Origin of the sequence: Polaribacter cellanae (assembly GCF_017569185.1) — a bacterium.
Classification (GTDB): domain Bacteria; phylum Bacteroidota; class Bacteroidia; order Flavobacteriales; family Flavobacteriaceae; genus Polaribacter; species Polaribacter cellanae.
This window is the reverse complement of sequence record NZ_CP071869.1, coordinates 3,441,911-3,463,991: the sequence shown is the minus strand read 5'-3', so window position 1 is coordinate 3,463,991 and position 22,081 is coordinate 3,441,911. Positions and strand designations below refer to the sequence as shown.

23 protein-coding genes are annotated in these 22,081 nt (G+C 30.8%); 9 read left to right on the top strand and 14 right to left on the bottom strand.

Annotated elements, in window-relative coordinates; translation table 11 throughout:
• The 9 genes from J3359_RS15490 to J3359_RS15450 all read left to right on the top strand — a co-directional run bounded on the left by J3359_RS15490 (nucleotide 1) and on the right by J3359_RS15450 (nucleotide 7,851).
• A complete protein-coding gene (locus tag J3359_RS15490) occupies nucleotides 1-1,758 on the top strand; it encodes a TonB-dependent receptor (RefSeq protein ID WP_208077893.1) in 1,758 nt (585 codons plus the stop codon).
• A gap of 55 nt (nucleotides 1,759-1,813) precedes the next feature.
• Nucleotides 1,814-2,530 (top strand): CDC27 family protein, encoded by a 717-nt coding sequence (locus J3359_RS15485; RefSeq protein ID WP_208077892.1) that lies wholly within the window; start codon nucleotides 1,814-1,816, stop codon nucleotides 2,528-2,530.
• A gap of 114 nt (nucleotides 2,531-2,644) precedes the next feature.
• Complete coding sequence (locus tag J3359_RS15480; protein ID WP_208077891.1) at nucleotides 2,645-2,926, top strand: hypothetical protein; 282 nt, start codon at nucleotides 2,645-2,647, stop codon at nucleotides 2,924-2,926.
• The gene (locus J3359_RS15475; RefSeq protein ID WP_208080506.1) at nucleotides 2,883-4,139 is read left to right on the top strand and encodes a M43 family zinc metalloprotease; all 1,257 of its coding nucleotides are present in this window, start codon (nucleotides 2,883-2,885) and stop codon (nucleotides 4,137-4,139) included. The genes J3359_RS15480 and J3359_RS15475 overlap by 44 nt, the downstream gene beginning before the upstream one ends.
• Before the next feature lie 37 nt (nucleotides 4,140-4,176).
• Complete coding sequence (locus tag J3359_RS15470) at nucleotides 4,177-4,581, top strand: hypothetical protein (RefSeq protein WP_208077890.1); 405 nt, start codon at nucleotides 4,177-4,179, stop codon at nucleotides 4,579-4,581.
• A gap of 423 nt (nucleotides 4,582-5,004) precedes the next feature.
• Complete coding sequence (locus tag J3359_RS18350) at nucleotides 5,005-5,457, top strand: hypothetical protein (RefSeq protein ID WP_243765941.1); 453 nt, start codon at nucleotides 5,005-5,007, stop codon at nucleotides 5,455-5,457.
• A gap of 50 nt (nucleotides 5,458-5,507) precedes the next feature.
• Nucleotides 5,508-6,941: a M20/M25/M40 family metallo-hydrolase gene (locus J3359_RS15460; protein WP_208077889.1), complete on the top strand. Its 1,434-nt coding sequence runs from the start codon at nucleotides 5,508-5,510 to the stop codon at nucleotides 6,939-6,941.
• Between the two features lie 5 nt (nucleotides 6,942-6,946).
• The gene (locus J3359_RS15455; protein WP_208077888.1) at nucleotides 6,947-7,309 is read left to right on the top strand and encodes a DoxX family protein; all 363 of its coding nucleotides are present in this window, start codon (nucleotides 6,947-6,949) and stop codon (nucleotides 7,307-7,309) included.
• A gap of 95 nt (nucleotides 7,310-7,404) precedes the next feature.
• Nucleotides 7,405-7,851 carry an FKBP-type peptidyl-prolyl cis-trans isomerase gene (locus J3359_RS15450; protein ID WP_208077887.1) on the top strand — a complete coding sequence of 149 codons (447 nt, stop codon included), beginning with the start codon at nucleotides 7,405-7,407 and terminating at the stop codon, nucleotides 7,849-7,851.
• Nucleotides 7,852-7,907: 56 nt separating this feature from the next.
• Here the strand turns inward: J3359_RS15450 and trpA are convergent, their stop codons facing one another.
• From trpA to J3359_RS15380, 14 genes are all read right to left on the bottom strand, one after another.
• A complete protein-coding gene (trpA, locus tag J3359_RS15445; protein WP_208077886.1) occupies nucleotides 7,908-8,672 on the bottom strand; it encodes a tryptophan synthase subunit alpha in 765 nt (254 codons plus the stop codon).
• A 1-nt stretch (nucleotide 8,673) separates the two neighbouring features.
• Nucleotides 8,674-9,462 (bottom strand): DUF3050 domain-containing protein, encoded by a 789-nt coding sequence (locus J3359_RS15440; protein WP_208077884.1) that lies wholly within the window; start codon nucleotides 9,460-9,462, stop codon nucleotides 8,674-8,676.
• Nucleotides 9,462-10,646 carry a tryptophan synthase subunit beta gene (trpB, locus tag J3359_RS15435; protein ID WP_208077883.1) on the bottom strand — a complete coding sequence of 395 codons (1,185 nt, stop codon included), beginning with the start codon at nucleotides 10,644-10,646 and terminating at the stop codon, nucleotides 9,462-9,464. Before trpB ends, J3359_RS15440 begins: the two co-directional genes overlap by 1 nt.
• A gap of 78 nt (nucleotides 10,647-10,724) precedes the next feature.
• Nucleotides 10,725-11,420 (bottom strand): phosphoribosylanthranilate isomerase, encoded by a 696-nt coding sequence (locus J3359_RS15430; protein WP_208077882.1) that lies wholly within the window; start codon nucleotides 11,418-11,420, stop codon nucleotides 10,725-10,727.
• Nucleotides 11,421-11,518: 98 nt separating this feature from the next.
• On the bottom strand, nucleotides 11,519-12,307 hold the full coding sequence (trpC, locus tag J3359_RS15425; protein WP_208077881.1) for an indole-3-glycerol phosphate synthase TrpC: 789 nt from the start codon (nucleotides 12,305-12,307) through the stop codon (nucleotides 11,519-11,521).
• Nucleotide 12,308: 1 nt separating this feature from the next.
• Entirely contained in the window at nucleotides 12,309-12,488 is a 180-nt protein-coding gene (locus tag J3359_RS15420; protein WP_208077880.1) for a hypothetical protein, read from the bottom strand.
• A 57-nt stretch (nucleotides 12,489-12,545) separates the two neighbouring features.
• Nucleotides 12,546-13,535 (bottom strand): anthranilate phosphoribosyltransferase, encoded by a 990-nt coding sequence (trpD, locus tag J3359_RS15415; RefSeq protein ID WP_208077879.1) that lies wholly within the window; start codon nucleotides 13,533-13,535, stop codon nucleotides 12,546-12,548.
• An 81-nt stretch (nucleotides 13,536-13,616) separates the two neighbouring features.
• Nucleotides 13,617-14,213 carry an anthranilate synthase component II gene (locus J3359_RS15410; RefSeq protein WP_208077878.1) on the bottom strand — a complete coding sequence of 199 codons (597 nt, stop codon included), beginning with the start codon at nucleotides 14,211-14,213 and terminating at the stop codon, nucleotides 13,617-13,619.
• Between the two features lie 133 nt (nucleotides 14,214-14,346).
• A complete protein-coding gene (locus J3359_RS15405; RefSeq protein WP_243765939.1) occupies nucleotides 14,347-15,789 on the bottom strand; it encodes an anthranilate synthase component I family protein in 1,443 nt (480 codons plus the stop codon).
• Between the two features lie 336 nt (nucleotides 15,790-16,125).
• Nucleotides 16,126-16,410, bottom strand: coding sequence for a type II toxin-antitoxin system YafQ family toxin (locus J3359_RS15400; protein WP_208077877.1), 285 nt, complete (start codon nucleotides 16,408-16,410; stop codon nucleotides 16,126-16,128).
• Complete coding sequence (locus J3359_RS15395; protein WP_243765938.1) at nucleotides 16,410-16,649, bottom strand: hypothetical protein; 240 nt, start codon at nucleotides 16,647-16,649, stop codon at nucleotides 16,410-16,412. Before J3359_RS15395 ends, J3359_RS15400 begins: the two co-directional genes overlap by 1 nt.
• 130 nt (nucleotides 16,650-16,779) lie before the next feature.
• The gene (gatB/aspS, locus tag J3359_RS15390; protein WP_208077876.1) at nucleotides 16,780-20,133 is read right to left on the bottom strand and encodes a bifunctional amidotransferase subunit GatB/aspartate--tRNA ligase AspS; all 3,354 of its coding nucleotides are present in this window, start codon (nucleotides 20,131-20,133) and stop codon (nucleotides 16,780-16,782) included.
• Nucleotides 20,133-21,533: an amidase family protein gene (locus tag J3359_RS15385; protein ID WP_208077874.1), complete on the bottom strand. Its 1,401-nt coding sequence runs from the start codon at nucleotides 21,531-21,533 to the stop codon at nucleotides 20,133-20,135. The genes gatB/aspS and J3359_RS15385 overlap by 1 nt, the downstream gene beginning before the upstream one ends.
• 1 nt (nucleotide 21,534) lies before the next feature.
• Complete coding sequence (locus J3359_RS15380; RefSeq protein ID WP_208077872.1) at nucleotides 21,535-21,801, bottom strand: hypothetical protein; 267 nt, start codon at nucleotides 21,799-21,801, stop codon at nucleotides 21,535-21,537.
• Between the last annotated feature and the right edge of the window lie 280 nt (nucleotides 21,802-22,081).

Genomic DNA, 22,081 nt, shown 5'->3' with positions numbered 1-22,081 from the left:
ATGAAAAAAGGTTTTCTAACATTACTTATTTTATTAAGTTTCTGGGCAACAAATGGTCAGAAACAAAAGAAAGACACTGTTAAAACAGAAGTTGTAAATGTGGTTACAAAGTTTAACCCAGAAATTGCAGACGGTAAAAAAATAAATAAAAACCCTAAAATTAAATTATTAGGAAAGAGCAAAAAGAAAAAATTAGAGTACCGTATTTATGCTGCACCAGTAGCCTCTACTTTTATTCCAAAAACTGGCGCAATTAAAGGAATTAGTGTTGGTGTAAAAGAAAGAATCTATAACAATTATTTAGCAACAGGATATGGAAATTATGGAAGCCCTTATGTAGAAGCTTTTTTATATAAAAACACCCGTTTTAATAATGAATATGGGGTATCTGCAAAATATGCAGCATCGCAAGAAAATATTAGAAACTCTAAATTAAATAGTAATTTTTCAAATTTTAAAGGAGCTGTTTTTTACAAACAAGTAGATCGTTATTTCGATTGGAAAGTGAGCTTACATGCCGAATTAAATAAATACAATTGGTATGGTTTGCCAGATTTAGTTTTTAATACGTCTGTTCTAAACACCATCGAAGAAGAACAAAAATACAATTATTTTAAAGTAGCTGGAGATTTTAAATTCCACGATTCTTATATAGATTATGGAAAAGTTTCGTTTTCTTACTTTACAGATTTGTTTGAAAGCAAAGAAATGCTCGCAAATTTCGATGCCAAGTTAAACCTTCCATTAAGATTTTTAAGTAACAATTTAAACGACATTTCAGTAGAAACTGGATTAGAATATTTAAGCGGAAGTTTCGATAGAAATTACGAAAACACAAGCAACATAAATTACACAACTTTAACCGTAAAAATTTTTCCAGAATACAAGCTAAACTACGCTGGTTTTGCCATAAAAGCAGGTTTAAAAATGTATGGCTCTATAGATACAGAAAACGAAGCGAACAATGTCTTTTTATTTCCAGATGTGTTTGCACAAAGATCAATACTTAAAAATTATGTAAATATTTATGGAGGAATTACTGGAAACTTACATACAAATACTTACAAACAGTTTACAGAAGAAAACCAATATGTTTCGCCAACATTATTTATCACTCAAACTGCAGAAACCTCTAACTTATTTATTGGCTTACAAGGAAAAATTACAAACGACATTAGCTACAATTTAAAAGCAAGTAGTATAAAGGAAGAAGACAAACCGTTATTTTTAAGAAACAACTCAAAATCAAATGGAACAAATGCTTCTATAAATGGACAAACTTTAGCGGGTTACGAATATGGAAATTCTTTTTCTATCTATTATGACGATGTAAAAACAACATCATTTTTTGGCGAAATTGAATATGATTTTTCAAAAAAGTTATCTTTTAGCACACAAGTTCAACTAGATAATTATAGCATAACAAATGCCATCGGAAAATGGAATTTACCCTCTTTACAAGCCTCTTTTTTAGGGAAATATAAAGAAGAGAAATGGTTTGTAACTACCAATATTTTTTATGTTAGCGAACGAAAAGATGCTCTTTACAATGGTTTGTTTCCATCCAGTTTTAAAGGTATACAAACCATTAATTCTTTTATAGATGTAAATTTAAATGGCGGTTACCACTTTAACGATAAATTTTCTGCATTTATAAGAGCTAACAACATTTTAAATACAAAATACCAACGTTTTGCCAATTTCGACACACAAGGTTTTCAAATTTTAGGAGGTGTTACGTATAAGTTCGATTTTTAACAAAAACAGCTTTCTTACATCTAACTAAAATACCTTTTTTAGTATATTTACTTTTATGTACTATTATATAATTATTGCGCTTCAAATCTTTTGCTTTTACCATTGTTACAAAAATGGAAAAGAATATTATTGGTACTTTATCATCTTTTTTATTCCTTTAATTGGCTGTGTTATTTATTTGGCAACTCAGGTTGTAAATAAAAGAGAGGTTTCTATTATTTCTGAAGAAATCACTACAATTATCAATCCCACAAAAAAGATTAAAGACTTAGAAAAGAAAGTAGAATTCTCGGAAACTTTTCAAAATAAAATCAATTTGGCAGATGCATATTCGGAAATTAAAGATTTTAACAATGCTATTTTATACTACGAAAAAGCACTAGACAGTGGTTTTAAAAACGACCCTTACACTTTAAATAAATTGATAAAATGTTATTTTAAAGTCGGTAATTTTGATAAAGTAATTACCTATTCACAAAAAATAAATTTAGAAAAAGACTTCAAAGAATCTATTTATTTTTATGGTTTGGCACTCGAACAAAAAGGAAATTTTGAAGAAGCAGAAACACAACTAAAAAAATTAGATATTCGTTATTCGAATTACAACGAACGTTTAGAACTCTCCAATTTTTTAATTCGAAGAAATAAAAAAACTGATGCCAAAGAAGTTTTAGAGGAAATGCTTCAAGAAATAAAATCTATGTCTAAACAAAACGCCAAAAAATATAGAGGTGTTTATATTGAAGCTGAAAAAATAGCAAATGGTCTTTAAAAAGCTTTTAAAAATACTATTTCATTTTTTTATTTTTTTGTTGTTAACCGTTGTTGTAAACAATTTGAGAAGGAAAATCGAACTCAATATTAATCATTAAAACCAATGTAAATTATGAAAAAAAAACTAATTTTAATCGGATTATTAATATGGAATTTCAATTCTGTATTTGGACAAAACTTTTGTTTTACTCCTCCAACATCAAGCAACTTGAGTTTAAAATCAAACCATCAAATGAAAAGTTCTAATAATGATTCTTTTTGCTTAAAAATATACTTTCATGTTATTAGAAAAGATGATGGGACAGGCGGACAGACTAAAGAAAGCGTAAAGGAAGCTTTTAATATTTTAAATCAAGATTTTACCCCCCCAAAACATCTCTTTCAACTGGGATAGTCAAATAGATTATATTGATAACACTACTTATTATGATAACCCTAATTATGGTTTAACATCGACTAACCCTCCAACTATTTTTAGAGTTAATAATCATAAAGATGGTATTGACATTTATCTTTATGATGATTCTGTAGGAGGAGGAGGTCTTGCTAATGGAGTTGGAGAATCGTCTGAATTTTATGTCTCAGGGAGTTATTGGAAAGCCCCAAACAATTCTTTAACAAGGTCTCATGTAATATCTCATGAAATGGGACATGTGCTTTTTCTTTGGCATACTCATCATGGAACATATGATGAAGGAGGTAATGACAATCCTTGTCCTGAATTAGTTAATGGTTCTAACTCTACTACTTGTGGAGATTATGTAACTGATACACCAGCAGATCCATATTTAGATTTTGATGTTAATCAGTCAACCTGTGAATGGAATAGTTCAGGAGCAGATGCTAATGGAGATTCATATAACCCTGATGAAAAAAACGTAATGTCTTATACCGATGTAAATTGTATGGAATATTTCACTGAAGGTCAAGGGGAAAGAATGAGAAATGCAATAAATACTTTACCTTATTTAAAACAAACAGTAACTGACAATTGTTTAGTCCAAAAGTTAAGCTCTATCGAACAATTATGTTATGCTAATAGTCAAACCTTAACTATAAGCAATATTCCTACTACTGTTACTACTACTTGGCAAGTGTCCTCAAATGTAACAATTTTATCAAGTAATAATAATTCAATTACTATTAGAGCGTCTTCATCAAATTCTACAGGAAATAGTTGGGTTAAAGCTACTTTAAGTAATGGTACTATTTTACGAGAAAATTTTGAGATTCAAAGAACTTTTAACGACATAAGTAAAATAAGTATTAAAAATAAAAGTAACTTTATGAATCCAAATATTTTGTATACTAATGGTTATTTAGATAGTAGAAGTTATTGGAATTGGATATCTCTTGAATATGATAATAATTCAATGATTTATCAAAACCACTATTGGGAATTGAGAGTTTTGAATAACTATGGAATATCAATGATGAGAAACGGAATTTCTGAGGCTATAAAGTTAATTGCAGCTAGAGGTTCTGGACTAATAAGATTGCAAGCCCGTTTATGTAATTCTTGTGGATGCAGTGATTGGAAAGAACAAGTGTTTAATCTGCAATGGACTTCTAACTCGAGTGGAAGTTTTGATATATTTGGCAATTAACTAACTTTTTTTAAATTTAACATGAAAAGCAAATATTATGAAGAATATGTATTTAATTTTATCAATCTTCTTATTTACTACAGGGTGTAGTGAAAAAGATACAAAACAACAAGAAAATTCTATATACAATAAATGGAGTTTAATAAAATTTGAACCTGGTTTCTCACCAACAAAAAGCTTTAGTGAAAATCAAATTATTTGGACTTTTAATTCTAACAGTAGCTTAAATGTTTTAATCTCAAATGGCACAGAAGTAAGTGATAGACTTCCTCTAAATTCAAATGGAGAATATATTTACACTACAAATAACAATGAATTAGTAATAAACAATAATCAAAGTTTTAAATACGAAATAACCAACAATAAATTGATTCTGTCTACTTTCATCGGACTTGAAGCTGGTGGAATGAGAATTACTTTTAAAAAACGAACAGAGGAATAAACTGTTTACAAACTGTTATATAAAAAATAGTAGTTAAGTGCAAAATACAAAGTTTGTACTTTTCTACTATTTTTGTTTTTAAACCGTAAAGTAATTATCTTCTTGCTCTGCTACTTTTAACCAAACGTTACGCAAATTGGCGGGTTAATTTATAGTATATCAATATTATTAATCTCATCTAGAAGAAAAAAATCTTTCATAAAACGTTTTTCTATATTCATTTTACTTTATTTAACATCTACATTTCTAATTATTCCTAATATTTCTGCGTTTTTTGGAAGAGTAAAAATTAATGATAATTATAGACTTAAAGCTCATAATTTTATTACAAAACTTTGTAATAGAGATTATGTTACACCAGAGTTGCAAAATGTTTTAACTGATGTTTCTCTGAGAGTAAATAAAGAATATCCCAAATTAAAAGTGATTTATCTAGATGCTAATTTTCCATTCTTTGATGGTTTTCCACTACTCCCTCATTTGAGCCATAATGATGGTAAGAAAATAGACCTTTCTTTTATTTATAAAGACAATCAAGGAAATTTAACCAATTCTAAACCAACTAACAGTGGTTATGGTATTTTTGAAGAACCAAAAAAACACGAAATAAGTAAAACTAAAAAATGTAAAGAAAATGGAAATTGGCAATATGATTTTACAAAATATTTTACGTTTGATAATTCTCATAAAAATTTAAAACTATCAGAAAAAGCAACAAAAACGCTTATTCAGAAAATTTTAATGAACAATAACGTAAGTAAACTTTTTATAGAACCCCATTTAAAAACAAGGATGGGTTTAAAAGATCGTAGAATTCGATTTCATGGTTGCCAAGCTGTAAGACATGATGATCATATTCATTTCCAAATAAAGTAATTTATCATTTCATTTTTGTAGATTTATAACTTTAAAATAAATACCTCCAAATGAAAAAAATACTACTCTTCACTTCTTTCTGCTTTTTAATGCTTGCCTGCAATAAAAAACAAGAAAAAATTGTTGATTCTACCCAATTATCAATCGAAGAAAAAAAAGATTCTACAAATATTAAAAAATTATTTAACAGTGCTTTAATGGATGGAAAATCTTACGAATGGTTGCGAGATTTAACAACAAACGTTGGCGGAAGATTATCTGGTTCTCCAGAAGCTGCAAAAGCGGTTGTTTGGGGAGAACAGTTAATGAAAGAAGTAGGTTTAGATTCTGTATGGCTACAACCAGTTATGGTACCACATTGGGTTCGTGGAGAAAAAGAAATTGCAACCTACACCACAAACGGAACGCAAAAAAATGTACCTATTTGTGCTTTAGGTTTTTCTGTGGCAACTCCAAAATCTGGGGTTTTAGCAGAAGTAATTGAGGTTAAAAGTTTAGAAGAAGCTGAAGCCTTGGGCGATAAAATGGAAGGTAAAATTGTATTTTTCAATCGTCCTTTCGATAATACATTAATAAATACTTTTAAAGCGTATGGAGGTTGCGTAGACCAAAGAGTTCAAGGAGCCACTGTTTGTGGAAAATATGGTGCAAAAGGAGTTATTGTGCGTTCTATGACCAATGCTGTGGACGATTATCCACACACAGGAACTATGAGTTATGGCGATTTACCTAAAGAAAAACACATACCAACTGCCGCTATTAGTAGCAGAGCTGCTAATATTTTAAGTGACGATTTAAAGAGAAACCCGAATTTGAAATTCTATTTTAAACAAAGTTGTAAAACTTTACCAGATACACCTTCTTTTAATGTTGTTGGAGAAATTAGAGGAACAGAAACTCCAGAAAATATTTTTGTAGTTGGCGGCCATTTAGATTCTTGGGATTTGGGTGATGGTGCACATGATGATGGCACTGGAATTGTACAATCTTTAGAGGTTGCATATTTGTTTAAAAAGAACAACATTAAACCTAAAAATACGATAAGAGTTGTCTTTTTTATGAATGAAGAAAATGGTACAAGAGGTGCTAAAAAATATGCTGAATTGGCAAAACTGAATAAAGAAAATCATATTGGTGGTTTAGAATCGGATGCTGGTGGGCATACACCAAGAGGTTTTTCTATTGATGCAAACGATTCGAACACTGGTTTATTAAAAAGTTGGAAAAAATTATTGGCTCCTTATGGTTTGCACGATATCGAAAAAGGTGGAAGTGGTGCAGATATTGGCCCTCTGAAAGGAGAAAATGTAACTTTGGTTGGTTACAGACCAGATTCGCAGAGATATTTCGATTATCATCATACAAGCACAGATACTTTCGACAAAGTAAACAAACGAGAATTAGAATTAGGAAGTGCTTCTATGGCCAGTATCGTTTATTTAATGGATAAATATTTATACAACCACACACCTGTTAAACAGTAATAATTTTGGAAACTTTACTTCTTATTTTAAAAATTGTTTTTGGTGCTTTTTTCTGCTTTGCAGGAATTATGCACATTATAAAACCGAGAATATTCAAAAATTTTATTCCAGATTTTTTTCCTAAGAAATTAGTAAATTATAGTGTTGGTGTTATTGAATTTTTATTAGGTTTCGGACTTTTTTTCTCTGAAACAGCAAAATATACTGCCTATGGTGTTTTTATTTTAATGATTCTTTTTCTTCCAATTCACATTTGGGATGTTACAAGAATTAGCCCTGCAATTGGTTCTAAAAAAATTGCAATTATTCGAATTCCGCTTCAATTTTTATTAATGTATTGCGCTTATTTAATTTATATAAATTCATAAAAAAAGAAACAGCTCTACTGCTTTATTGAATGATGAAAAGGTTTATTCAGAATAATCCTTTTATCTTTGTAACTAATTTATCAATATTTTAAAATATGAAATCCTATATACCCTTATTTTTAAGCATCTTTTTATTTGTTTCTTGTTCAAGTAAAGAAACATTTGAGGCACAAACCGAAGCAGATATTATTGCTTATGTAAAAGCTAATAATTTAAATGCAAAAAAAACAAATTCTGGTTTGTATTACGTAATTAATAAAGAAGGTTCTGGAAAAAGACCACAAAGCAGTCGCTCTAATGTTACTGTTGCTTACAAAGGTTATTTTTTAGACGGAAAAGTTTTTGATGAAAACGCAGCTGGTTATAAAACAGATCTAAATCGAGTTATTCTTGGTTGGACAGAAGGCATTCAACTTTTTAGAGAAGGTGGAGAAGGTGTTTTAATTGTTCCTTATCAATTAGGCTATGGAGCCAATGGAAGAGGATCTGTTCCTGGAGGAGCTGTATTAGTATTTGATATAAAGTTAATTAGTGTAAACTAAAGCAATCTTATGTAAAAATAAGAAAGGCGAAACTTAATTGTTTCGCCTTTTTGCTTTTAAGAAATAATCGGTTTTATAAAATCGTCTATTTTATCAATGCCATTTTTACCTAAATTTTTAATAAATGCAGAACCAATAATTGCTCCATTTGCATAATTACAAGCTGTATTAAAAGTAGATTTATCTGAAATTCCAAAACCAACAATTAACTTATTTTTTAAATTCATTGCTTTAATTCTTTCAAAATAAGCAATTTGCTGACTAGAAATTTCTCCTTTCGCTCCCGTAATTGAAGATGATGCAACTACGTAAATAAATGCCTTTGTGTAAGCATCTATTTTTCTAATTCTTTCTTCTTCTGTATTTGGTGTAATTAAAAACACGTTTGTCAATCCATATTTTTTAAATAATTGTTGATAGTGATTTTCAAATTCTACCATTGGTAAATCAGGAATAATTAATGTGTCAATTCCACATTCCACCACTTTTTTACAGAATTTATCCTCACCATATTTTAGCATTTGATTTAAATATCCCATTAAAACCAAAGGTGTTTTATTGGTTTTTTTAATCGTAATTAACTGCTCAAAAACAACATCTAAATTAATACCGTTTTCTAAAGCTTTTTGGCTGCTATCTTGTATGGTTGGTCCATCTGCCAAAGGATCTGAATAAGGCAAACCGACCTCAATAAAATCGACACCACTTTTTTCTAAAGATGCAATTACCTTTGTAGTATCCTCCAATTTAGGAAAACCACAAGTAAAATATATCGACAATAAATTGTTTTTCTCTGCTAATAATAAATTTAACTTTTTCATCTTAAACAAATTCTTTTGTATAACTTTTTAGCTGTTTTTCAATTCCACTCCAAAGATTTATTCTAACTTCTAACGATTGTTTAGCCACTTCTAAAACTTCATTCCATTTTTGTTGGTTATTGCCACATAATTCCGTAATCATTTGTAAAGATAATGGTCCATGTTCGTCTCCATCCAATTCTATGTGTCTATTTAAATAATAAATAAAACGATTGTAATTTTTATTGTTTTTTAACGATGCTTCTTTAATAATTTTTAAAAACATATCTGGTATAATATCTTCTCTACCGAAAGTAAATGCGGCTGCAATTTTATGAACTTCTTCTGTTTTAATAATAGTAAAAGTAAAATAAAGAAACTTTTTTACTTCTGGTAAAATTTGCGTGTTTTCAATTATATTATTTATTGAATTTGTTGTCGATATTTTAGACAGAAATAAATTTACCTCGGAAGTATTTGCCCCCATTTCTTGCATAGCATCTAAATACATTTCGAAATGACTTTTAATATTGCCATCTTTATCTAAATCGCTTTCTTCTGCTAAAGTAATTTCGTTAATAAATCGCACCAAGTTTCCATTTTTTTTTGGAACCCAAGGAATGGAAATACTTGTTAAATTAATTTGTAAAGCTTTTAAAAGAGACATAAAGTCCCAAACAGCAAAAATATGGCTTTCCATAAACACCTTAACATCTTCTATAGATTGAAGGTTTTTGTATAGAGAGTGTTCTTTTAAAGCATTTCTTAAACCTGTTAATTCAGCCTCAATAAATTCTATTTTTGAGTTCATTATTTTTTTAAATTTTTTATGTACGTTTCCAAATCCTTGTCTCCTCTTCCCGATAAATTCACTACCACAACTTGGTCTTTTTTTAAATCCATTTTTGGCAAAACAGCCAAAGCATGTGCAGTTTCCAAAGCAGGAATAATTCCTTCAATTTTTGTTAATTCATAAGCTGCGGCCAACGCTTCTTTATCTGTAGCATTCATAAATTTTGCTCTCTTACTTTCGTATAAATAGGCGTGTAAAGGACCAACTCCAGGGTAATCTAACCCTGCAGAAATTGAATATGGCTCAACAATTTGCCCATATTCATCTTGCATTAAAATAGTTTTACTTCCGTGAATAATTCCTACTTCACCTAGTTGAGAGGTTGCAGCACTTTCGCCAGAATTAACTCCTAAACCAGCAGCTTCCACTGCAATTAGCTCTACTTCTTCATCGTCCATATAATGATAAAAAGCACCAGCAGCATTAGAACCTCCACCAACACAAGCAATAATGGTATCTGGATTTTCCTTTCCTGTTTTTTCTTTCAATTGCCATTTCATTTCTTCAGAAATAATTGCTTGTAAACGTGCAACCATATCTGGGTGTGGATGTGGCCCAACCACAGAACCAATTAAATAAAATGTTTCTGGGTTTTGAATCCAATAACGAATCGCTTCATTTGTAGCGTCTTTTAATGTTTTAGAGCCTGAAGTTGCTGGCACAACTTTTGCTCCTAACATTTTCATTCTGGCAACATTGGGTGCTTGACGCTCAATATCTTTTTCGCCCATAAAAACGGTACAATCTAAACCCATTAAAGCACAAACTGTTGCTGTTGCAACTCCATGTTGTCCTGCACCAGTTTCTGCAATAATTTTGGTTTTCCCCAGTTTTTTTGCAATTAAAATTTGCCCAACAGTGTTATTTACTTTGTGTGCTCCTGTATGGTTTAAATCTTCTCGTTTCAAATAAATATGTGCTCCATATTTTTCTGATAAACTTTTTGCTAAATATAACGGAGTTGGACGCCCCACATAATCTTTTAACAACGATTTGTATTCGGTTTGAAATTCTTCAGATTCTATAATTTGAATGTAATTATCTTCTAATTCTTTTACATTTGGATATAGCAATTCTGGAATAAATGCACCTCCAAATTGACCGAAATATCCGTTTTTGTCTGGGTGAAATTTTGATTTCATATTTTTTTAAATGTGTAACTGTTTAATCGTGTAATTGTTAAACTGTGCAGACTTTTACACATTTCAACAATTACACAATTACACAGAAATTTTATTTTTAAATTTCTCTAACTCTTCTATTTTCTTAACTCCGGGTTTACTTTCAAATTTACTATTTACATCTAACGCATAAATTGGTAAATCTGATTTCAATATTTTTTTTACTTCCTCTACATCTTCTAAGCCAATGCCTCCACTTAAAAAGAACGGTTTTTCAAAAGGATATTTTTCTAAAACTTTCCAATCAAATTTTGTCCCATTTCCTCCTCTTTCTTTTCCTTTAGTGTCGAATAAAAAATAATCTACAATTTCTAAATACGGCTTTAAAAGATTAAAATTAAATTCATCTTTTATACTGAATACTTTTATGATTTCTACTTCGTTTTTAGAAATTTTATGTTGATTTTTTTTCTTTTTAATCTGCTTATTTTCTTCAATGAATAAAGCACGCCTTTCGGCTAATTGGTTTTTTACATCCGTAACATATTCCACAGATTCATCGCCATGTAATTGAATTGCATCTAAACCATATTCTTCAACCAAAGAAATTACAATTTCCTTGTATTCATTTACAAAAACCCCCGTTTTTTTGATTGAATTTGGTAAATCTGGAATAATTCCCTCAAAATTTCTTTTCGATTTTTCGTAGAAAATAAAACCCAAATAATCAGGTTGCAAATGGGCAACTTGTTGGATGTTTTCTGTGAATTTCATTCCGCAAACTTTCAGCTTCATTATTCTTATGGTTTAATCGTGTAATTGTACTTACTCAAAATCTAAATTTATTGATTTGGAATTTCACAATTCAATAATTACACTTTTACACATTTTTTTTATCTAATTTGACTTATAAATTCTTGACAAGCCTCTCCAGGGTTTTCTTCTTTCATAAAGTTTTCTCCAATTAAAAAACCGTGAAAACCAAATTCTTTCAGTCCAGTAATAATTTTTGGGTCAGAAATGCCGCTTTCTGAAACTTTTAAACAAGTATCAGGAATTTGATTTGCCAATTTTATAGAATGCTCTAAATCAACTTCAAAAGTTTTTAAATTTCGGTTATTGATTCCGATTATTTTCTTGTCTAAATCATTAATTTTATCTAAATCTTCTTGTGTATGTACTTCATACAAAACCTCTAAACCTAAGTCTGTTGCCAAATTTCCATAGTTTATTAATTCTTTGGATGTCAAACAAGAAGCAATTAATAAAATAACATCTGCTCCAATTGCTTTTGCCTCTACAATCTGAAATCCATCCACAATAAAATCTTTTCTTAAGATTGGTTTTTGTTGATTGATAACTCTTGCTTCCATTAAATCTGCCATGGTTCCTCCAAAAAAAGAAGTATCTGTTAAAATTGATTGTGCAGCCACATTTGCATCTAAATATCCGTTGGTAACTTCTGCAATCGTTGCTTTGTCGTTAATAATTCCTTTAGAGGGCGATTGTCTTTTATATTCGGCAATAATTCCTGTAGAACCCACTTCTAGCAACGATTTTTTTAAGGAAAAAGTAGTTCTTCCAAAACTGGGGCTTTCTACTAATTTTTTTACAGGAACTTCTGCTTTTATTTTTGCAACTTCCTTCTTTTTAAATGCGATTATTTTATCAAGTATCGTCATTCTATAATTTTGTTTTATTTATTTTGTTATTTCTGTATTTTAAGAAAAAGTAAACAATAATTCCAACAATTAAACCAACAATTGTATGCTTAAATAATTCTTTAGTTTGTATTCCAATTGCCATTCCCATTAATAAAAATGCTGGAATAATTAAAATTAAATTGTTCTTCTTTTTTGTCATATTATTTTTGACTTACCAGACCTCACAGGTTTTAAAAACCTGTGAGGTCTTCAATTTCTATAAACTTACTAATTTTTCTAATGTTTGTTTTGCTTTCAACCCGAAAAGTGAGCTTTTTGCTTCTTCAAAAGCAGTTTCAAAACTTTTATTTTCATCAACAATTGTTAATGCGAAAGCAGCGTTTGTTAACACCACATTATTTTGAGCATCTGTTCCTTTTCCTTCTAAAATCGTTTTGAAAATTTTCGCTGCATCCGTAACATTATTCCCTCCGAATATTTCTGATTGCTGAATTCTTTTTTGACCTAAATCTTCTGGATTTATAATTTGTTCTCCGTTTTTAGTAAACAGTTTAAAACCGCTTGTTAATGAAATTTCATCATAGCCATCTAACGCATGAATAATTCCGTAATTATTGCTTTCTTCTTGTAAAATATAATTATACAAACGTGCAATTTCTAAGTTAAAAGTACCTAATAGGTGGTTTTTGGGCGAACTCGGGTTCACCAAAGGTCCTAACATATTAAAAAATGTTTTTAATGCCAAGGCTTTTCTGGTTGGGCCAACAGCTTTCATTGCTGGATGAAATTTTGGAGCATGTAAAAAACAAATATTTGCTTTTTCTAAATGCTCTTTCAAAATGTTTTCATCATTGGTAAAGTTATAGCCAAAACTTTCTAACATATCTGATGACCCCGATTTTGAGGATACAGAATAATTACCATGTTTTGCTACTTTTTGACCAGTTCCTGCAACTATAAAAGAGGTTAAAGTAGATATGTTAAACGTATCTTTTCCATCGCCACCAGTTCCAACAATGTCGATGGTGTTATATTCTGAAAAATCTACTTTTATTGCCAATTCTATTAACGCATTTCTGAAACCAGAAAGTTCATCTGCTGTAATTGGACGCATCATAAAAACAGTCATAAATGATGCTAAATGTGCATCATTGTATTTCTCTGAAGCAATATCTATTAAGATTTGTTTTGCTTCTGGTTTCGACAGTTTTTCGTGGCTGTATAATTTGTTTAAAATTTGTTTCATTATCCCCTTTTTATTTCCCCAAAGGGGAAAAACACTCTTGTGTTAATATCTGTGTTTATTCTCTCTTTTCCCACAAACTTGCTACTTCTTCCCTTTGGGAAGATTGAGATGGGAATTAATAAAATTCCTTACCAATTGCTCACCAACATCTGTTAAAATAGATTCTGGATGAAACTGAACTGCAGAAATTGGAAAAATCTGATGTTCAATTGCTTGAATTAAGCCATCTTCATCTCTTGCTGTTACTTGTAATTCTTCTGGAAAACCTTCGTCTGTTGCTGCCCAAGAATGATAACGTGCTGCTAAAAATGTTTCTGGAACGTCTTTAAAAATAGTCGCGTTTTTATCTGTGACTCTCATTTCTGTGGCAACTCCGTGAAAAACTTCGTCTAAATTGATGATTTTTCCTCCAAAAACTTCGGTAATGGCTTGCAAACCTAAACAAACTCCGAATATTGGTTTTACACCAGCGTAGGTTTTAATTACCTCTTTTAAAATTCCTGCTTCATCTGGTATTCCTGGTCCTGGAGACAACATAATGATGTCGAAATTTCCAACATCTGCAATACTGATTTCATCGTTTCTGAAAACTGTAGGAAAATTTCCTGTAATTTTTTCTACCATGTGAACCAAATTGTAGGTAAACGAATCGTAATTATCTAATATTAATATTTTCATAATTCAAGCCCACCCTAACCCTCCCAAAGGGAGGGAACTGTTTGTGGATAATTTATGTGTTTATAATTCTATTTATTTTTTTTGAAACTCACAATAACTCCTTCCCTTTGGGAAGGCTGGGATGGGCTTCTTTTTATATATTTTCCGCTAATATCAACGCTTTTTTTAACGCTGCTAACTTGTTATTTACTTCTTGTAATTCCTTTTTTTCGTCGGAATGAATTACGATTCCTGCGCCTGCTTGCGAATACAAAATGTTGTTTTTACTGACAAAAGAACGAATGGCAATCGCTAAATTCACGGAACCATCCAATCCAATAATTCCAACTGCGCCACCGTAAAATCCACGTGTTTGATTCTCATATTTGTCAATCAATTCCATCGCTTTATATTTTGGTGCACCACTTAAGGTTCCTGCTGGAAACGTATCGCCGACAATTTCAATCGGGTTTCCTTTAATTTTCCCTCTAACGGTTGAAACTAAATGAATTACGTGACTAAAATACTGCACTTCTTTAAAAACTTCAACAGTCACATTATCAGCGTGTTTGCTTAAATCGTTTCGAGCCAAATCTACCAACATAACGTGTTCTGCAGTTTCCTTTTTATCTTCGGATAATTTTTTACCCAACTTCATATCTTCTGCCATATCGCCAGTTCTTCGAAAAGTTCCAGCAATCGGATTAATAGTCGCTTTTCCTGCGGAAATCTTAATCTGCGCTTCTGGTGAAGATCCCATTAATTTAAACGAACCATAATCGAAATAAAATAAATAAGGTGATGGATTTATAGAGCGTAAAGCTCTATAAACATTGAATTCGTCTCCTTTAAATTTTTGTTGAAATTGGCGTGATAAAACCAATTGAAAAACATCGCCTCTTTTACAGTGCGATTTTGCTTTTCTTACATAATCGATAAATTCATCGCCAGTTACATTTGAAGTTTCTTCGCCAACTATTTCAAATTTTTGAGTGTTAAATGCTTGTGCATCTATAATTGTCTGAATTTCTTTAATGCGAGATTGGGTGCCTTCTTCGATATTTTCTATCAAAATCATTTCATCATTAAAATGATTGATAGCAATAATAAATCGATAAAAACTGTATTGCATTTCTGGAATTGCAGAAGGTGCTTTTTGGTTTTTAAATTGAATATTCTCGAAATACTGAACAGAATCAAACGTAGAATAGCCATACAAACCATTGAATGATTTTAATTCAGCAGGACAATCTAAATCTATAGAATTGGTGAATTTATCGAATAATTCATAGAAATTTTTATCTATTTTTTGCGAATTAATTTGTGTTCCTTTCTGGGAAACAGAAAACTGATAATCGTCTACTTTCATAGAAACAATCGGCTCAATCGCAATAAAAGAAAAGCTTTCTTCTTTACTGTGGTAATCTGAACTTTCTAATAAAAGCGTGTTTGCAAATTTATCTCTAAAACGCAAATACAAACCAACAGGTGTAACTGTGTCTGCTATTTTTGTTTTATGGATTGTTTTAAATCTCCTTTTAATTTCCCCAAAGGGGAAAAACTCTTGTGGCTCTTCTGTATGTTTATTTTTACTCATAATTCTGTTTTCGTCCAAAATCCCTTCCTGAAGCCTGTGTTGAGCGAAGCCGAAACAGGAAGATTAAGATGGGCCAATAAAAAAGGCTTATCGTGAGATAAGCCTTTTTTGTATATTTATAATATAGGTTTTCTTCTCACTTATTTATTAAGAGAGTTCCACCACCATATATTTTTTGTAATTGATTTCATTATTCTACAAAAATAAGACGGATTTTTAAATTGAGCAACCTTTATTTTGAATTTATTTTAGGGTTGAGTTAACCGCAAAAGCGCAAAGAAAAAACGCAAAGGTCGCAAAGCATTAAAAAAACTTTGCGTCTTTGCGTTTTAACCTTTATTTGAAAAGCTCTGAATGTGAACCGATTCTAACCAACTTAATTGTAAAATTTTCTTCAATTTCAAACCAAATGATTAATAAATCTGGTTTTATATGACATTCCCAATTATTTTTATAGTTTCCTTTTAGTTTATGAGGTTTCATTTCTGAAGGAATTCCTTTTACGCCACTAATTTGTAAAATCTCTAAAACATCAAAAGTTAATTCTAAATCGAATTTACTTTTCTTTACTAACTTTTTTAAATCTTTTTTGAATTGTGTAGATTCTTTTAAAGAATACATTAACTTTTAGACTTTAATAATTCTTCTTTATAAGCTTTCAGGTCTGTAATTGAGGGTAACTCTTTATTACTATTCACTTCTTCTAAAGCCTCAATTGTAGTTTCATTAGGAATATTGCCAACATCTTTATATAACAAGTATTCTATATAGTTATTTAAACTTCTGTTAGAACTTTTTGCTTTTTCCTTTATCATTTCTAACAATGTTTTATCGATTCTAAAGGCTGTTTGAGTTTTCATAATCCAGTAATTTTAAGTAAATATATAAAATAACAGTGTGTTATACAAATGCTATAGTTTTCAATCACAGAAATTCCCAAAAAAAATGCAGAGGTCTCAAAGTATTAATAATAAACTTTGCGGTTAAACTTTACTTCTTAATAATCTTCACATTCATTTCTTCTACCTTTTTGTTAGATAAAATAGAAGGTGCATTAAATAACAAATCTTCAGAAGAACCTGTTTTAGGAAACGCCATCACTTCTCTAATAGACGCTTTTTTCTCTAAAATCATCATTAAACGATCTATTCCCCAAGCAATTCCTCCATGTGGTGGCGCTCCATATTGGAATGCTTTGTACATGGTTCCTACACTTTTTAGCATTTCTTCTTTAGTATAACCCATATTTTTATAGGTTGCTTCTAAAATTTCTGCTTTGTGCGCACGAACGGAACCTCCACCAATTTCGTAACCATTTAAAATTAAATCGTATTGTTGTGCGATTATTGTTCCGATTTCTTCTCCTTCTCCAATCATGTGTTTTTCTAAATCATATACTGCTGGCATCGAAAACGGATTGTGGGTAAACGTCCATCTTCCTTCATCTGTTTTTTCAAACATTGGAAAATCTACCACCCAAGCTGGTTTTAATTCTTTTGGGTTTATTAACTTTAAAATACGTCCCATTTCTTGACGAACAGCATCTAACGCTTTGTTTGCAGTTGCATAATCTGATGCAGAGAAAAATACAATGTCACCAACTTTTGCATCGGTAACTTTTATAATATTTTCTGCAATTTCTTCGCCTAAAAACTTAATAATTGGCGATTGTAAATCGTTTTCATTTACAATAATGTAAGCCAAACCACCTAAACCATTTTGTTGTGCAATGGCTGTCAAATTTTCAATCTGACCTTTAGACATTCTTTTGTTTCCTTGTTCTTTCGCAGAAACCTTAATACATTTTACAATTCCACCTTCTTCAATTGGTTTGCTAAAAACCTGAAAAGTAGTATCTTTTACAATATCTGTAATGTCTTGCATTTGCAAACCATAACGTAAATCGGGTCTATCACAACCATATTTATCCATGGCGTCTTTGTACGTAATAACTTCAAAAGGATGTAAAATCCATTTTTTACCATAAATTTTACGCACCACTTCATTAAACATTTTGGTGTTTAAATCTATGATTTGTTGCATACTTGCGTACGCTATTTCGATATCTAATTGTGTAAATTCTGGTTGTCTGTCTCCACGTGAATCTTCATCTCTAAAACAACGCGCAATTTGAAAATATTTTTCAAATCCACCCACCATTAACATTTGCTTAAATTGCTGAGGTGCTTGTGGTAACGTGTAAAAAGAACCAGATTGTTTTCTTGTTGGCACAATAAATTCTCTTGCACCTTCATCTGTTCCTGCAGTTAAAATAGGCGTTTCAATTTCTAAAAACTCTTCTTCATCTAAAATATCACGTAATAATTTTATTACTTTATGACGATTTACAATGGCTCTACGAACCTCATCATTTCTGTGATCTAAAAATTTATATTGAAAACGAACTTTTTCGTTACTTTTTGTTGCTCTTTTTATTTCGAAAGGAAGTGTTTTAGAAAGGTTTAAAATTTCTAAATCAGAAGTTTCTAATTCTAATTTACCTGTTCTTAAACCTGCATTGTAATCGTCTTCATTTCTTTGAACGACAACCCCAGTCACAGAAATTACTGATTCTGGTTTCAGCCTCACCAATTCATCTAAATTAGGGAAAGACTCTCTACTCAAACGCACTTGAAAAACCTGATTGCTTGAATCTCTTAAATCGATAAACATTAATTCTCCATGATCTCTTACACTCGAAACCCAACCAGATAATGTTACTTTTTCTGTTATAGATTCTTCAGATAATTGAGATATTTTATGTGTTCTGTATTCTTCTTTTATAACAATAGGTATTTCTGGTAATTTCTCTTCTTTTTCAAATTTAGATTCACTTCCAGTTTCTAACTTCCCACTTCCACCTTCAGATTTATCACTTCCAACTTCCATCTTACCACTTCCAGCTTTTTCTCCAGCAAGTTGGTCCAGTATTCCAGTACGAATCACTTTTCCAGAAGCTCCTTTTCCAATAATTGCGATTACTTTTCCAACAAGAATTCCTGCTTTTCCTTGGTTTCCTGCTTTAATATCTTTAGCAATTGCTTCGTTTTCTGAAATTACTTTTTCGATAGCTTCAAAAATTTGAGCTTCAGAAATTGTATTGTCATCAAAATACTTTTTAAAGTCAAAAGTTCTGTCTTTTAAATAGGATGTAATTCCGTTTTGAACTAAAACAGACGTGATTTTATCGGCCTTAAAAAGTTCAAAAATTTCAATTAAATGATTGATGTCGTGAATATTTTCATATTCTTCTGCTCCCAGATTATTTACCAACGTTTTTGCCACAAAAGACGGGTCTTGAATCGCATTATTTATGGTCATAAATGTTTTAGAACGAATGGCATCTGCAGTAAAAAATTTGGCATCTTGTGGTAAAACTCCACCTTTTATTAAGATAGATTCTACTGCATGAGGCAAAGCACTTGCATCAATTTTTATAGAATTTACAACATCTTTTATTGATACAAAAGGAATGTCTGGTTCAGAAATAAAACGATAATCTGCTTCAAATTCCTTTTTACGCATTGTTTTGGTTTGCTTTAAATCTGCATCCCACAAAACCGTAGTTTGGTCTGGCCTGAATTCTTTATGTTCTGTATAATAATTTAGTTGTTTTTCAATTTCTTCCTTTAAAGCATCCACCATAAACTTGAAAGAATTCAGGTTTTTGATTTCCGTTCTTGGGTTTAAATTATAGGTATGTTTTTTTCGAAGTGACACAGAAACATCCGATTTGAACTCCCCTTTTTCTAAATTTGCTTCAGAAATCCCTAAATTTTGAACAATTCGCTGAATATATTGTGCATACGTAGAAGCATCTTCAATATTTCTGATACAAGGTTCTGTAACAATTTCAATTAAAGGAACTCCAGCTTTGTTAAAATCGACTAACGAAATTTTCTTTTCATGCATCAATTTTGCGGCATCTTCTTCAATATGAACCTGCGTTAAATTCACTGTAAATTGCGACCCATCATTTCTATAACAAGAAACTTCGCCATCCGGAATTACAGGATTGTGAAATTGTGTAATTTGTATGTTTTTCGGATTATCGGGATATTCGTAATGTTTTCTATCCCACGAGATAATCTCGTTTTTAAAGGAAGAGCGAACTGCCTTACCAAAAACAATCGCCTTTGTAACTGCTTCTTTGTTAATTGCTGGCAAAACTCCTATTTGTCCTGTACAAACCGAACAAATATTTGTATTCGGAATTTCAGTTTCTTCATTGGGGCAAGAACAAAATAATTTTGAGTTCGTATTTAAACGAACGTGCGTTTCTAAACCGATAATTAATTCTAAATCGTGAGCTTTTAAAGCATCTTGTATTTGATCTAATTCCATTATAAAATATCGTTTAAGAAGTTCGCAAATTGTAAGGCTTGTACATCTTTTTTCTTATCTGCTGTAATTTGTAAACCTGTTTCTGTTCCTTTAGGTATTGTTAATGTTGGTAATTCTCCCAAACTAAATCCAACTGTATAAGCATCAGATAAATACATCGCTAAAGGATCATTTAAGCTCTCGCCAATTTTAGGCGGATTAGCAGGAGTTACTGGAGATAAAATAATATCAACTTCATTAAAATCGTCACTAAATCTTGCTGAAATTTGGTTTCTTAAATTTTGTGCTTTTAAGTAAATTTCATCAGAAAAACCTTGCGATAAAACTTGATTTCCACCAACAATTCTTCTTTTAGATTCTTCAGAAAAATTTTCTGAACGTGTAATTGAATAGGTATCTTTTAAATTCTCACCTTCAATTCTTGCTCCGTAATTTGTACCATCTAAACGCGATAAATTTGAAGCTGTTTCTGCCATTGCCAACGTATAATAAGTTGAAACTAAAATATCCGCATTAAAGAAATCTAATTCTTTTACTTCAATTCCTTTGGCTTTTATTTTATCAATAGTTGCTAAAAAATCTTGCTTTATTTCTGGTGAAATTGCTTCACTTTCAATAAAATTTTTAAAGTAACCAATTGTTTTTATTGTTGATGAGTTTGAGACAGTATCTTCCAAAATTTCTTCCGAAGAAAAAGTAGTTTGGTCTCGAACATCTTTTCCACTCATTATATTTAATACAATTCTAATGTCTTCAATAGATTTTGCAATCGGCCCAACACAATCTGTAGAAGATGCGTATGCCATTAATCCGTAACGAGAAATTCGTCCGTAAGTTGGTTTTAAACCATATACTTTATTGTAACCTGCTGGCTGACGAATGGAACCTCCAGTATCTCCACCAATTGAAAATGTTGTAAAATCTTTTGCAACATTTACAGCAGAACCTCCAGAAGAACCACCACCAACTAAATCGGGATTTGTTGCGTTTTTTACAGCACCAAAAATGGTGTTTTCAGAAGAAGAACCATGTCCAAAACTATCGCAATTTTCTTTTACTAAAGGAATGGCACCAGCATCTAATAATTTCTGAATGGAAGTTGCTGTATAGGAAGATTTGTAGTTTTTTAACAAATCCGAACTTGCAGTTGTGTATGTTCCTTGAACCATATACACATCTTTAATTCCGAATGGAATTCCTTCTAAAAGACCGATTTCTTCACCATTTGCAATTTTTGTATCTACTTTAGAAGCCAATTCCAAAGCCATAGAATCCAACAAAGAATTGACAGTATTATGTGTATTTTGTTTTAATAAATTTAATTTTTCTTGCACCAAATCTGTACACGAAATTTCTTTAGACACCAATTGTTGATGTAGCTTTTTTATCTGCGACTCCATATTAATCTTCTATCACTTTAGCAACCACTAAAAATCCGTTTTTCTCTCTTGGAAAGTTTTCTTTTATAATTTCTTTCTCGATTTTTGAGCTTTCAATTACCACATCTTCTCTTAAATCATTTAAAGAAACCACATTATTTTTGACAGTATTATTAGCATTATTATTCTGATTCGCATTTTTAATTACGTCAAATAATTTTTTCACAGATTCCGATGGTTCTGCCCCTTTAATACTCGACAAAATGTCGACAGTCATTATTTTACTCATTTCTTTAAATTTTTAATTAAAATCCTGAAACATACTGAAACCAGTTCAACATAAAAGTTCAAGACAAGAAAAAGCCTTCCAAATCGGAAGGCTTTATATATTTTTAAACAACAACCTTCCTGTCCTATAAATTAGGAGTATTGAAATTACGATTGTTATTATTATTTGTCATTTATGATGAATTTTTATGCTGAATTTATTTCAGTATATTTTAGAATCTATTCTTATGCGAGCAAATATATGTAGAATAAATGGTTCAAAAACCTCTTTTTTACGATTT

Coding starts and splice junctions, on each gene's coding strand:
- J3359_RS15490 (WP_208077893.1), top strand. CDS start 1: ATGAAAAAAGGTTTTCTAACATTACTTATTTTATTAAGTTTCTGGGCA.
- J3359_RS15485 (WP_208077892.1), top strand. CDS start 1,814: ATGTACTATTATATAATTATTGCGCTTCAAATCTTTTGCTTTTACCAT.
- J3359_RS15480 (WP_208077891.1), top strand. CDS start 2,645: ATGAAAAAAAAACTAATTTTAATCGGATTATTAATATGGAATTTCAAT.
- J3359_RS15470 (WP_208077890.1), top strand. CDS start 4,177: ATGAAGAATATGTATTTAATTTTATCAATCTTCTTATTTACTACAGGG.
- J3359_RS15460 (WP_208077889.1), top strand. CDS start 5,508: ATGAAAAAAATACTACTCTTCACTTCTTTCTGCTTTTTAATGCTTGCC.
- J3359_RS15450 (WP_208077887.1), top strand. CDS start 7,405: ATGAAATCCTATATACCCTTATTTTTAAGCATCTTTTTATTTGTTTCT.
- trpA (WP_208077886.1), bottom strand. CDS start 8,672: ATGAAAAAGTTAAATTTATTATTAGCAGAGAAAAACAATTTATTGTCG.
- J3359_RS15440 (WP_208077884.1), bottom strand. CDS start 9,462: ATGAACTCAAAAATAGAATTTATTGAGGCTGAATTAACAGGTTTAAGA.
- trpB (WP_208077883.1), bottom strand. CDS start 10,646: ATGAAATCAAAATTTCACCCAGACAAAAACGGATATTTCGGTCAATTT.
- J3359_RS15430 (WP_208077882.1), bottom strand. CDS start 11,420: ATGAAGCTGAAAGTTTGCGGAATGAAATTCACAGAAAACATCCAACAA.
- trpC (WP_208077881.1), bottom strand. CDS start 12,307: ATGACGATACTTGATAAAATAATCGCATTTAAAAAGAAGGAAGTTGCA.
- J3359_RS15420 (WP_208077880.1), bottom strand. CDS start 12,488: ATGACAAAAAAGAAGAACAATTTAATTTTAATTATTCCAGCATTTTTA.
- trpD (WP_208077879.1), bottom strand. CDS start 13,535: ATGAAACAAATTTTAAACAAATTATACAGCCACGAAAAACTGTCGAAA.
- J3359_RS15410 (WP_208077878.1), bottom strand. CDS start 14,213: ATGAAAATATTAATATTAGATAATTACGATTCGTTTACCTACAATTTG.
- J3359_RS15405 (WP_243765939.1), bottom strand. CDS start 15,789: ATGAGTAAAAATAAACATACAGAAGAGCCACAAGAGTTTTTCCCCTTT.
- J3359_RS15400 (WP_208077877.1), bottom strand. CDS start 16,410: ATGTATTCTTTAAAAGAATCTACACAATTCAAAAAAGATTTAAAAAAG.
- J3359_RS15395 (WP_243765938.1), bottom strand. CDS start 16,649: ATGAAAACTCAAACAGCCTTTAGAATCGATAAAACATTGTTAGAAATG.
- gatB/aspS (WP_208077876.1), bottom strand. CDS start 20,133: ATGGAATTAGATCAAATACAAGATGCTTTAAAAGCTCACGATTTAGAA.
- J3359_RS15385 (WP_208077874.1), bottom strand. CDS start 21,533: ATGGAGTCGCAGATAAAAAAGCTACATCAACAATTGGTGTCTAAAGAA.
- J3359_RS15380 (WP_208077872.1), bottom strand. CDS start 21,801: ATGAGTAAAATAATGACTGTCGACATTTTGTCGAGTATTAAAGGGGCA.